Source organism: Caproicibacterium amylolyticum, from assembly GCF_014467055.1.
In the GTDB taxonomy this organism is placed as follows: domain Bacteria; phylum Bacillota; class Clostridia; order Oscillospirales; family Acutalibacteraceae; genus Caproicibacterium; species Caproicibacterium amylolyticum.
On record NZ_CP060696.1, the window covers coordinates 2,670,876 to 2,682,982 of the forward strand.

At 49.4% G+C, this 12,107-nt stretch carries 12 protein-coding genes; 5 read left to right on the forward strand and 7 right to left on the reverse strand.

Annotated elements, in window-relative coordinates:
- Positions 1-134 precede the first annotated feature (134 nt).
- Together H6X83_RS12895 and H6X83_RS12900 are read right to left on the reverse strand one after the other, a co-directional pair.
- Complete coding sequence (locus H6X83_RS12895; protein WP_212506863.1) at positions 135-1,049, reverse strand: AEC family transporter; 915 nt, start codon at positions 1,047-1,049, stop codon at positions 135-137.
- A 94-nt stretch (positions 1,050-1,143) separates the two neighbouring features.
- Entirely contained in the window at positions 1,144-1,446 is a 303-nt protein-coding gene (locus tag H6X83_RS12900) for a hypothetical protein (RefSeq protein ID WP_212506864.1), read from the reverse strand.
- Positions 1,447-1,501: 55 nt separating this feature from the next.
- Here H6X83_RS12900 and H6X83_RS12905 point away from each other — a divergent pair, with 55 nt between their 5' ends.
- Positions 1,502-3,241: a peptide ABC transporter substrate-binding protein gene (locus tag H6X83_RS12905; protein ID WP_212506865.1), complete on the forward strand. Its 1,740-nt coding sequence runs from the start codon at positions 1,502-1,504 to the stop codon at positions 3,239-3,241.
- A gap of 12 nt (positions 3,242-3,253) precedes the next feature.
- Here the strand turns inward: H6X83_RS12905 and H6X83_RS12910 are convergent, their stop codons facing one another.
- Positions 3,254-3,466, reverse strand: coding sequence for a hypothetical protein (locus H6X83_RS12910; protein ID WP_212506866.1), 213 nt, complete (start codon positions 3,464-3,466; stop codon positions 3,254-3,256).
- On the opposite strand from H6X83_RS12910, the gene H6X83_RS12915 reads away from it, so the two are divergent.
- From H6X83_RS12915 to H6X83_RS12925, 3 genes are all read left to right on the forward strand, one after another.
- A complete protein-coding gene (locus tag H6X83_RS12915; RefSeq protein ID WP_212506867.1) occupies positions 3,450-4,547 on the forward strand; it encodes a dipeptide epimerase in 1,098 nt (365 codons plus the stop codon). The two genes, H6X83_RS12910 and H6X83_RS12915, sit on opposite strands and share 17 nt — an antisense overlap.
- 142 nt (positions 4,548-4,689) lie before the next feature.
- Positions 4,690-5,484 (forward strand): serine hydrolase, encoded by a 795-nt coding sequence (locus H6X83_RS12920; RefSeq protein WP_212506868.1) that lies wholly within the window; start codon positions 4,690-4,692, stop codon positions 5,482-5,484.
- Positions 5,481-6,320, forward strand: a complete 840-nt coding sequence (locus tag H6X83_RS12925) for an NlpC/P60 family protein (RefSeq protein ID WP_212506869.1) — start codon at positions 5,481-5,483, stop codon at positions 6,318-6,320. Before H6X83_RS12920 ends, H6X83_RS12925 begins: the two co-directional genes overlap by 4 nt.
- Positions 6,321-6,520: 200 nt before the next feature.
- Here H6X83_RS12925 and H6X83_RS12930 read toward each other — a convergent pair whose 3' ends face one another.
- The 3 genes from H6X83_RS12930 to rbsK form a co-directional block, all read right to left on the reverse strand.
- Positions 6,521-7,282, reverse strand: a complete 762-nt coding sequence (locus H6X83_RS12930) for a DeoR/GlpR family DNA-binding transcription regulator (RefSeq protein WP_212506870.1) — start codon at positions 7,280-7,282, stop codon at positions 6,521-6,523.
- Positions 7,283-7,456: 174 nt separating this feature from the next.
- Entirely contained in the window at positions 7,457-8,374 is a 918-nt protein-coding gene (gene rihC / locus H6X83_RS12935) for a ribonucleoside hydrolase RihC (RefSeq protein WP_212506871.1), read from the reverse strand.
- 20 nt (positions 8,375-8,394) lie between these two features.
- Complete coding sequence (gene rbsK / locus H6X83_RS12940) at positions 8,395-9,306, reverse strand: ribokinase (protein WP_212506872.1); 912 nt, start codon at positions 9,304-9,306, stop codon at positions 8,395-8,397.
- A gap of 224 nt (positions 9,307-9,530) precedes the next feature.
- Here rbsK and H6X83_RS12945 point away from each other — a divergent pair, with 224 nt between their 5' ends.
- Positions 9,531-10,277, forward strand: coding sequence for a DUF2087 domain-containing protein (locus tag H6X83_RS12945; RefSeq protein WP_212506873.1), 747 nt, complete (start codon positions 9,531-9,533; stop codon positions 10,275-10,277).
- Between the two features lie 219 nt (positions 10,278-10,496).
- On the opposite strand, the gene hcp is transcribed toward H6X83_RS12945, so the two are convergent.
- Positions 10,497-12,056 carry a hydroxylamine reductase gene (gene hcp / locus H6X83_RS12950; protein WP_212506874.1) on the reverse strand — a complete coding sequence of 520 codons (1,560 nt, stop codon included), beginning with the start codon at positions 12,054-12,056 and terminating at the stop codon, positions 10,497-10,499.
- Between the last annotated feature and the right edge of the window lie 51 nt (positions 12,057-12,107).

Sequence of the window (12,107 nt, forward strand, 5' to 3'; positions counted from 1 at the left end):
AAAGTATCTGCAAACTTTTTCATCCTTATTTCCATTACAAAATTCCGGTCAAAAACATTCACTTTTAATAAATGAAATGGATTTCACATAAGGAAGAAAAGTGCTTTTTGAATTCATACGGGCAGCGGCGTGTTTTACACACCCCAAAGCAGCATGACCAGCGGCAGCGTCACCACTGAAAAAATCGTGGTCACTGCAAACAATTCAGAAGCATAACCCTCATCTTTATCATACTCTACCGCAAACAGTGTACCGGTGGCCGCCGTCGGGCAGGCTGTCACCAGCAAAACGACTTCTGCCACCATTGAGCTGACTGGGATAAGTTTAAACAGCACCAGACAAACCATTGGGATAATCAGCAGTTTGATTGCTGTAATGTAATAGACGCGTCCTTTTTTCAGTGCGCTGCCCAGCTGTGTACGGGCAATCACCGCGCCGGCAGTAAACATGGCGAGCGGTGTGTTCAAGTCTGAAATATCACTGAGCGTGGTCAGCAAAATCTTCGGCAGTGAAATGTTCAGCAGGAACAGTGCCAAGCCAATTACTGTTGCAAAAATTGCAGGTGAGCACAGCGACTGCAGGGTGTCTTTCAGGTTGCAGGCCTCCCCCTTAATCTGCATCAATCCGTGTGTCCAAACCAGCAGGTTAAACAGTGTCAGAAAAGCAGTGACGTACAGCACGCCCTCCTCGCCAACAACACCCTGTACCAGCGGAATACCCATAAAGGCACAGTTGGAGTAAGTACAGGAAAAGCGCTCCACTGCCAAAGCCGCCTGATCGTGCCCGCCACGAACCAAAGCCACCGGCAGGAACAGCGCCACCGCGTAGCTGATCAGTGACAGCACCAGTGCCCAGCTCAATCCCGCCAGCAAGTGAGTGTTAAAAGGTTTCTGATAAGAAACCAGAATCACGACAGGATTTACAATGTTCAGCACCAGATTGGAAAGTCCCCTGCTGACTGACTCCGTAATAATGTTCAGCTTGCTGCACAGAATACCCACCAGAATCAGGAACATCATAATGATGACTTGTGTTAATACCGCAGACAAAAATGACCCCTTCTTTCTCAATATACCCGTGCGCTGCAAAAAGCCGCATTTTTACAGCGCATAAGGTAAACTATATCACTCCCCTGCATTTTTATCAATGTTCAAATTCGTTTTTTACCCACAGCGTATCGGTGGATTTTCTGAATTTACATACTGTACGAACCAGATTCCCCGCAGAATTCGCAATTTCATCCAGTTGCGTATAATTTTCCTTCCCTGCTCCACTTGGATTATTTTTTGCAGGAAACTTTAAAAAAGTTGCAGAAAGGCATTGACAAAAAGCTAAAAACAAGTTAGCATTAATCTTAAAGAAGCAGAGACGCTGGAGTTGAAAGAGACTTTGTATGTCTTTGCTTTTTTCTTTGCCTGTACACTTTATTGATTCGCAGTGTTGCATTTTTACACAGCTGCTTTGATTGTAGGGCAAAATGAGTATAAGGGGGATACAAGTGATGAAAAAGAGAGTTCAAATTCGCAGCGGCAGCAGCCAAAAGAGGCAGGTCTGTCGCATTACATCTCTGCTGCTTGCTGCGGTACTGACGGCTTCTCTTGCCGGGTGCGGAAGCAACGCAAACGGCGGCGGCTCCGCCGCTTCCACAGCCGGCAGTTCTGCGGCATCTGCAGCCAGCGTTCTGTACCCCGGCACCACAGCAGCTGATTCCGTCACAATTAACATTCCAAGTGAACCGCCGCAGATGAACAGCATTTTGGCGACTGATCAGGTTTCCGGGGACATCATGCGTTTAACGATGGCAGGCCTTACCAAGCAGGACGCAAATGATAAACCGCAGCCGGATATTGCGCAGAGCTGGGATATCAGCACAGACAAAAAGACATATACGTTCCACCTGCGCAAAGACGCAAAGTGGAGCAACGGCGAGCCGGTTACTGCAAAAGATTTCGTTTTCTCCTGGATTACCGCCATGACCGCTTCCACCGGAGCGCAGTACTCTTACATTCTGACAGACAACATTGCCGGCGGGCAGGATTATTATGACGGCAAAATTACCGCCGACAAAGTTGGCGTAAAGGCATTGGACGATTACACCTTAAAAGTGGAATTCAGCAATCCGATTCCGTACGCACTGAGCCTTACTTCCTTCTCCGCTTACCTGCCAATCAACGAAAAAGGCTACAAGCAGATTACCGGCGGTTCCATGGACAAATACGGCAAAAGCCCAGAAACGCTGCTGACCAACGGCCCTTACAAAATGACCGAGTGGACCCACGACGACCACATTACACTGGCAAAAAGCAATGATTATTGGGACTCTGCCAAAACCACGATTTCCAATGTGAAGCTGACCATGCTGAAAGACGAAAATGCCATGCTGAATGCCTTTAAGGCCGGTGATGTGGACGAAATTACGGTGAACGGCGACCAAATGGCTTCCCTGAAAGCAGAAGGGCAGGCAGTCAAAACTTACTCGGACGGTGGTGTGCAGTATCTGGAGTTCAACGAAAAACGTACCAACTTGGGCTTGGGCAACGCAAAAATCCGTCAGGCCCTCGGTATGGCACTTGACTGCACCAGCCTTTGCAGTAATATACTGAAAGACGGTTCCACCGCCGCCGACGGTATGGTTCCGCCGTCCATTGCCGGTACAGGCGGCACCTACGCAAAGGCACGCGGCTCTGTTTTGCTCGGTTATGACAAGGAAAAGGCAAAGACGACCTTTGAAGCCGGCCTGAAAGAAGCAAACTTAAACAAGAGCAACCTCAAAATTTCTCTGTCATGCAGCGATGACAGCAAGACGCAGAAAATGGCTGCTTTTCTGCAGGAGCAGTGGAACAGCACGCTCGGCATCCATATAGAATTGAAGCCCATGCCCTCCAAATCTCGCTTCACCGCAATGAGCAACGGTGATTTTGATATCGTTTTGACAAACTGGTTTCCAGACTACAACGATCCAATGACTTATTTGGACACCCTGACAAGCTCCAGCGGCAACAACAACGGCAAGTACAACAATCCCAACTATGACGCCCTGATTAAGCAAGCAGTTACCGCAACTGACACCGCCAAACGGCAGGAGTTCCTGATTCAGGCGGAAAAGCTGATGCTGCAGGACTGCCCCATTTATCCGCTTTACTTTAAGGCACAGTGCTACACCATGTCCGGCAAATTTACCGGCCTGACCCGCACCGCTTTCCAGGACCTTGACCTGTGCGACGGCGCAAAAGTAAGCTGATTTTACCTTTAATCACAACATATCCTCTCCATATAAAAAGGTCTGCCGCCGCACATAACTGTGTCGGTGGCAGACCTTTTCCGGTTTCTGCTTTGCAAATAACCACAGAATCAGCTTGTTTTTTTCTGGGCAGCTGACTACAATAGAGAGCGCACAGTACGCTTTCTGCTGTTCTATCTGAAATATTTTAGAAAGGTCTTGTTTCTGCATGAAAATTACAGACATACGCACCTCCGAATTTTCCGTTCCACTGCGCACGCCTTTTAAAACTGCCCTGCGTACTGTAACCGCAATTCATGATGTTTTGGTAACCGTCACTACAGATGACGGCCGCCACGGCTACGGCGAAGCACCGCCGACCGCACCCATTACCGGCGAAACCATCGGCTCCATCCGCTGCGCTGTGGAAGAATTTATCCGCCCCGCCCTGCTTGGCCGCGAAATTGAGGATTTAGACGGAACCATGCACGTGCTGCACACAGCCATCCTGCACAACACCAGTGCCAAAGCCGCTGTAGACATGGCGATTTATGACCTGTACGCACAGGAACTCGGTGTGCCGCTGTACCGCCTGCTGGGGGGCAGCAAAACCGAGTTGGAAACAGACCTGACCATCAGTGTGAACAGTCCGGAAGAAATGGCTGCAGACAGCCTGACTGCTGTTGGGCGCGGTTTCCGTATTCTGAAAATCAAAGTCGGCCTGCAGCCGGAGCTGGATTTGGCCCGCATTCAGGCTGTGCGCAAAGCAGTTGGGCCTAAAATTGCAATTCGCGTAGATGCAAACCAGGGCTGGAGCCCTGCGCAGGCTGTTCGTATCATACGTGGTATGGAGGATGCCGGACTGACACTTGACCTTGTGGAACAGCCGGTAAAAGCCGCGGATCTGGACGGCATGGCTTATGTCCGCCGCAACGTTTCCACGTCGATTCTCGCGGATGAAAGTGTCTTTTCTTCTGTAGATGCCATGGCGGTCATTCAAAAAGGTGCAGCAGATTTTCTCAACATCAAGCTGATGAAAACCGGCGGTATTTACGGTGCGCTGCAAATCTGCTCCATTGCGGAAAGCTGCGGTGTTACCTGCATGGTAGGCTGTATGCTGGAAAGCAGCCTTGCTGTCAGCGCCGCCGCGCACCTCGCCGCAGGCAAACGTATTATTACCCGTGCGGATTTGGATGGCCCCGGACTTTGCAGCGCCAACCCTTACCTTGGCGGGCCGCAGTTCTTGGAAAACAGAATCATTATGAACGAAAATCCGGGGCTTGGTATTTTACCGAAATGGGTAGACGAAACCGAAAAAATGCAGTAAAATAGCAAAGAGAAATGTTCATAAAATACATATTTCTCTATGTATTTATGATTTCCTTTGTAAATCCTTGCCAAGAATGAGCTGCCCATACTGTTGCAAGAAACTTTCGGCAGCCCTTTCCCACAGAAAAGAGTGGTCTCCCATGCAATTACAAACTTTATGTGAAAAATGCGCTGCAGAAGCATCGGCTGCCTCTGCACGTGTTTCCCTTCTGGTGCAGGACATCTCCTGCAGTCAGCCGCTGCTGGAACATGACGCTCAGCGTCATCTGGTTTCCGCCAGCACGATTAAAACGCAGATCATGCTGACCACTTTGGATATGGTACAGCACGGCACACTCAGCCTGCAAACGCTGGTGCCAATTTCTTCAGAAGATATTTTGCCGGACAGCATAGCCTTTGACCGGCCGATTTCAAAAGTCGCAGTGGAAGAACTGCTGCACTGGATGATCTGTATCAGCGACAACACCGCCACCAACCTGCTGATTCGGTTAGTCGGCATGGAAGCTGTTAACCGCTACTCCGCTGAAGTTCTGCACCTGACCGCTACCAAACTGGAACGCAAAATGCTGGACTGGGATGCCCTGCAGCAGGGACGCAACAATTTCACCAGCCCGCATGACATGCTGCGCACTTACCGCGCTCTGGCACAGAAGACCATTCTCACACCGGAATTATGTGACTATGCCCTTTCTGTTCTTTCCTGTCAGCAGGACAAAACCGTTGCATTTCGCTACATCTGGGAACCGCTGCGCGCCGCACACAAAACCGGCGAACTGGACGGACTGGACCATGATACCGGTCTGCTCTTTTTGCAAAACCACACCTACTTTTTTGGCTTTTTTGCAACGGATGGTTCTTCCAATACAGAAAACCAACAGCTGCTGGGGCGGCTGTTCCGTATGGTAATTGATTACCTAAAGGAAGTGGAAGCATGAATACCGTCTTCATAAATAATGTTACAGATTTGTTCAGCCGGCCAGACAACACTGAACGGGTAGACCAGGCGCTTTGCGGCACAAGTGCGAAGATTTTGGAGCAGAGCGATGGATGGTATTATTTGGAAACCTGCTACGGCTACCACGGCTGGGTACAAAAAACCCGTATGCGGCCATTTGCCAAGCGCAACGCCTGGGATCTTGCCCCCAAGCTGATTGTTTTGCAGCCCCTGGCAGACATTTTAACGCAGCCGCGTGTGCAGAGTACACGCCTGACTACCGTGCTGCGCGGCGGTATTCTGGGACAGTTCGGCACGGCACTGCAGGACGGCTGGCAGCACGTTTGTCTGCCGGGCGGCGAAGCCGGCTGGGTCCCGGCAAGCTTTCTGGCGCCGATGCCGAAATTTGATGGCGTCCCGGAAAAGGAAATGCGCACACGCATTACCGATTCGGCACTTTCGTATTTGGGGACACAGTACCGCTGGGGCGGAAAAAGTCCTTTTGGCATTGACTGCTCCGGCCTGACGCAGATGGCCTATCAGCTAAACGGCATTACTATCTGGCGCGACGCTGAAATCAAACCCGGCTATGCAGTGCATGAAATTGAAAAAGACAAAATGAAGCCTGCGGATCTGCTGTACTTTCCCGGCCACGTTGCCATGTACCTTGGCAACGGAAAGTTTGTACACGCCACAGGCCACGTTGGAGACAGTTGCGTAACCATCAACAGTCTTGACCCATACAATGACCATTACCGCGAAGATTTGGCGGAAAACATGATTGCCGTTGGCAGTGCGTTTCCGCTGCAAAAATCGGCTGCGTTTACAGCAGACTGATTATTGAGACTGCAAAAGGACTGAATCCCGGTGCGAAACCCGCACTTGTGGATTCAGTCCTTTTTTAGTTCTTTGAAAACTGCTGTACCCGCCTAAAAACCCAGTGTGTTTTTATCTGTTACTGCACAGCAAGCGCATAATCGAATCGCCGCAGGAATGATTCTTTTCGCATCGTGCAGAAATCTCAGTTGCGTTTGCCGTCACAAAATCTCTACATTCGCAGCACGAAGAGAATTGACGGTTGCCTCATCCGGCAAAGCATCCGTAACAATCGCGTCTATGTCATCAAAATGTGCGAACCGGAAAGAATCATTAAAGTAAAATTTATCCCGTTCCATTACAATGTATTTGTGTCGGCTGCTTTCCAGAACAGCACGCTTGGTCAGGCCGTCCTCAACCCCCAGCGTAGTAATGGAGCTGTCCACCATATCCACTCCGCAGCTGCCCAAAAAGGCTCTGTCAAAGCTGTACTGCTTGATTACATCAATCGCGGCAGCGCCCAAAAAGCCATTTACTGAGCGCACCATTATGCCGCCGGTACCAATCGCAGTGATATGCGGGCTGGTTGCCAGCACCTGCAGGATGTCCAGCATATTGGAAACAGCCACAATATGTCTGCCGTTCCCCGCCAGCAGCTTTGCCAGCAATATGTTGGTGGTTGAAATATCCAAAAAAATAGTTTCATTTTCGCGAATGCAGTTATATGCTTTTCGGGCAATGATCTGCTTCTGCTCCACATTTACATTGCGCCGATCTTCAAAGTCCCGGTTCAGCGGAAAATCCTGCGAAAGAATTGCCCCGCCATAAGCGCGGCGCAGTTTCCCCTGGTTTTCCAGCACTTTCAGATCTTTCCGTATGCAGTCCGCAGAAACTTCAAATTTAGCACTTAAATCCTTTACCTTAACAGTACCCTTTTGTCGCAGGCACTGCATAATTGCATCCAGCCGTTCTTCAGTAAACACGTCCCGACCCCCCTTGTAATTGTTTGGGCGAATTCTTCGCAGCAACATTTCTGTTATAATATCACAATCGCACAAAATATACAATTTTCATTACAATATATGTTAAGTTTAGTCAACCTGTAAAAAGCATACTTTACTGTTACAACAGCAACTCCCAAAACCGGATATGTTGTTTCAGCACAGTTCACAGCCGCGCATCTGTTCCACAAACCAGCAGTGGAACGCTTCGGCATCCACCTGTGTACAAATAATTGCGTTCGGCGTTTTCGCCGCAAAATCCATAACACTGCACCCGGCGGTCAGCATGCTGCCGGTTTCGATTTCCACACGTGCCGCATGGGTGGTAAACAGCTGCGGTGCCAGCAGATATGCCGCGGCACAGGAGTCAAACATACATAATCCTGATGCCAGACTTCCAGACCGGTACTTGCAAAACAGGCTGTATGCCATCAAACCCACACCGCCCATCTGGCGCAGCTGTTCACTTTCTGCCGGCAGAATCCGTGCCTGCAGCCCAACGTCCAATGGTGCTACGGTAATTGGCAGACCGCTTGCAAAAACAATTTTTGCCGCCTCCGGATCTGCCGCAATATTGAATTCTCCCATCACCGTCAGGTTGCCGCGTCCGGTAGAACCACCCATCAGCACAATCTCCCGAATGTGCTGTTTCACTTCCGGAAACACCTTGAGCAAAAGCGCAACATTGGTCAGCGGCGCAATCGGCATCAGCGTGACCGGTTCGCCGCTTTCCAGCAGCACGCGTCGCATGGCACAGACCGCGTTTTCCGGCAGGAGCAGGCTTTCATCCGGTTCCGGAAAATCAAAGCCGTCCAGCCCGCTCTCGCCGTGTATCTCGCTGGCATCCACCGAAGGACGCATCAGCGGTTCTGCCGCCCCAGCCGCTACCGGCACTTTTTTGTGAAAGAAATGCAGCAGCCGCAGTGCGTTTTTCGTGACTTTTGGCAGAGAAACATTTCCCGAAACGGTTGTAATCAGTTTTATTTCCAGCTCTTTGCTGAACAGCGCGATTGCCAGTGCCACCGCATCATCGATGCCGGGGTCCGTATCTATGATAATTGGGCGTTTATTCATTGTTTTGTCCTCTTTATATTTTATTTCTCCCGCGGAACTTCCTGCAGAGTAGGAATGGACTGCTGCGCACCTGCTTTGGTGATTGCCGCGGCAGAGGCGCGGGTAGCAAACCGCATGGCCTGCTGCATCGTTGCTCCGCGCAGGAGTTCTGCCGCCAGCGCACCAATAAAGGTGTCCCCGGCGGCGGTTGTGTCCACTACTTTCTCTACCGGGTAGCTTTCAGCAAAGAAGCTGCCCTCGCTGCCGCTGTACATGCTCCCCTTTGCGCCCAGTGTAATGACTGAATTCCGGCAACCCAGTGTGCACAGCTTTTCAAAGGCCGCTGTGCACTCCCTCTCTGTCTGCGGACAGATACCGGTCAAAAATGCACACTCGGTTTCGTTGACAACCAGAAGGTCGGTACATTCATAAACATTTTGCGCAATCTCATGTGCAGGTGCGGGGTTAAACAGTGTAAATAAGCCGCGTGCCTTTGCCGCACAGATGGCACTCTGCACCGCCTGCAGACTGCATTCATACTGCGTGATAAAAATATCTCCGGCGGCCGCATTTGTATCCAGCAGCGCTTCCACATCAGCTGCTGTCAGTTCAAGATTTGCGCCGCCGCTGACCACAATGCGATTTTCCCCGCCTGTACGTGTAATCACCGCAACGCCGGTGCTTTGTTTCCCGCTGCGGCGCACCAGTTTGCAGTCAACACCGCTTTTCTCCAATGTTTGCAGCAGCGTGTCCCCAAAGGCATCCTGCCCAACACAGCCCGCCATCTTGGTTGGCGCACCCAGCCTTGCCGCCGCAGTTGCCTGATTGCCTCCCTTGCCGCCGGGATTGGTAAAAAAGTCATATCCCTGCACAGTTTCTCCCGCTTTGGGCGCTTCTTTGCAGGAAACACATAAATCCATATTCATACTGCCAAACACGATGACCTTTTTCATCAATATTTCCTCCTGTTCCTTTGTTACAGACTACCACTTGCCCACCCGGCGGTCAAGTTCGTTTTGTCCATACCGCACCGCAAAAATCGCTCCGGTACCATACTTTCGGATGCTTTTTCGGTTGTAAAGCTTGTTTTTTTAGAATTTATTTTTATAATGTTGATTTAATTTATAATCAATGATATAATACGTTTATTAAATCAATAAACAAGTGATGTGATTGTATGTGTAAAATTGAAAATGCCGTACTGGAAGACCTAATCAACGGATTTACCCGCAGCACCGCCGGAACGCTGACCTGCCTTTCCTGCGGAAAAACCTTTGAGCAGGGCGAAGTTTACCCCTGCAGCGGCCATTTCTTTACCGCAGAACGTGCTCTTGGGCTGCACCTGCAGGAAAACCACCCTGACCGTTTTTCTGAACTATTAAACAGCGGCAGCAAATATCTTTCACTAACAGAAAATCAAATCAAGCTGCTCACTCTGTTTCATGCCGGTGCTTCTGATAAGGAAATCGCAAATCAGCTGGGAATCTCCTCTTCAACTGTGCGGCACCAGCGCTTTATGTTTCGGGAACGTGCCAAAGCCGCTAAGCTGTATCTGGCGGTGTGGACAATGGTGGAAGCAAAAAAGAACAATCAACAGGCGGATTTACTGCCTGTACACAAGGGGGCCACTATGGTGGATGAACGTTACAGCATTACCGAAGAAGAATACCAGAAAATACTCGGCAATGTCTTTGAAAGTCTGGAGCCGCTGAAACTAAAAGTTTTTTCTTCAAAAGAAAAGAAAAAAATCGTAATTCTGCGCAAGCTGGCTGAACAGTTTCAGCCCGGCCGCAAGTACACGGAAAAAGAAGTCAATGAAATTCTCGGTGCTGTTTACGACGACTATGCCATGCTTCGCCGTTACCTGATTGAATACGGCTACATGGAACGCACCAAAGACTGCAGCAGTTACTGGCTGAAATAATGGATTTTTGTTGTACCGCGCCGCCTGCGCAACGGTGTTTTGCTGCTGGCTGCCGCATGACCGAAATTATGATTATATAATCATCAACGATACTGTTAAGGCCGTATTGACAAAGCACGGGAATGGTATCATCACTGCAATGAAAGGCCCATGTTTGTCGCATCCGGCGGGCAGGACACAGACAAAAAATCACCCGCAAAAGCTGCGGGTGATTTTGTTTTATCCCAATATTTTTTTCAAGTCCTCTTCCGGTGTGCTGATTGGCGTAATATTGTATTTTTCAACCAGGACCTGCAGTACATTCGGGGAGATAAATGCCGGAAGCGTTGGCCCCAAATAAATATTCTTTATGCCAAGGTACAGCAGCGAAAGCAGAATTGCAACTGCCTTCTGCTCGTACCATGAGAGAATCAAAGAAAGCGGAAGTTCATTAACTCCGCAGCCAAACGCATCCGCAAGTGCTAACGCTACTTTGATTGCACTGTACGCGTCATTGCACTGGCCCATATCCATAATCCGTGGAATTCCTTCAATTTCGCCCAATTTCAAATCATTCAGCCGATATTTTCCGCATGCCAGCGTTAGGATAACGGTATCTATTGGTGTTTTTTTCGCGAATTCCGTGTAATAGCTCCTGCCGGGCGCTGCACCGTCACAGCCGCCAATCAAAAAGAAATGTTTGATCTTGCCCTGCTTAACCAAGTCAATTACTTTACCTGCAACGGACAGCACCGTACCATGTGCAAATCCTGTAGTAACCGTTGTGCCTCCGTTGATTCCGGTCATTGGATGGTCTTCCTCATAGCCGCCGCATTCCAGTGCTTTTTCAATGACCGGCGTAAAATCTTTATCCTCGCCGATGTGAACAAGTTCCGGATAAGAAACAACAGACGTTGTAAAGACCCTGTCCGCATAGCTTTGTCTTACAGGCATCAGGCAGTTCGTTGTAAACAGAATCGGTGCGGGGATGTTGTGAAATTCCGACTGCTGGCTCTGCCACGCTGTTCCGAAGTTTCCTTTCAGATGCGGGTACTTTTTGAGTTCAGGATAGCCGTGTGCCGGCAGCATTTCAGAATGTGTATAGATATTGATGCCTTTATCCTTTGTCTGCTCCAGCAAAAGTTTTAAATCGTGCAGGTCGTGTCCGCTTACCACAATAAACGGCCCTTTTTCGATGGTCAAAGGCACTTCAGTCGGAACAGGGGTTCCGTAGCTCTCCGTATTTGCCTTGTCCAAAAGCTCCATGCACTTATAATTTGCTTCGCCTGTTTTCAAAACAAGCGGCAGCAGTTCATCCATGCCATAGTCTTCACCAACTGCATACAAACCGTCGTAGAAAAAGGTGGTTACCTTCTGGCTGGTAAAGCCAAGTGCAAACGCATGGTACGCATATGCCGCCATACCGCGCATACCAAATAGAATCAGCGATTTCAGTGAACGTATATCTTCATCCGCATCCCATATCTGCTGAACATCGTAATTTTCAGCATCGGCCGCAATTTTCTCTTTTTCGGCATTAACTTGCGCAAGCAGCGTATTGATGGTTTCGTTATTAAAATTAACGTTTGTAATGGTTGTAAACAAGCCCTTCAGCACAAGTTCATCGGCTGCTTTCGTCGGCTTCGCTGACTTGACTGCCCGCGCAAGCCCAATCAGCGCACCTGTCAGTTCATCCTGAAAATTGGCGGTATCTGACTTTTTACCGCATACACCGGCTTTCCCTTCGCAGCCAGTATTATGAGCAGTCTGCTGGCACTGAAAACAAAACATTTCTCCCATTTTATTTACTCCTTGTTATTTATTCAGAAATGCGGCCGCAAATTTTTACTT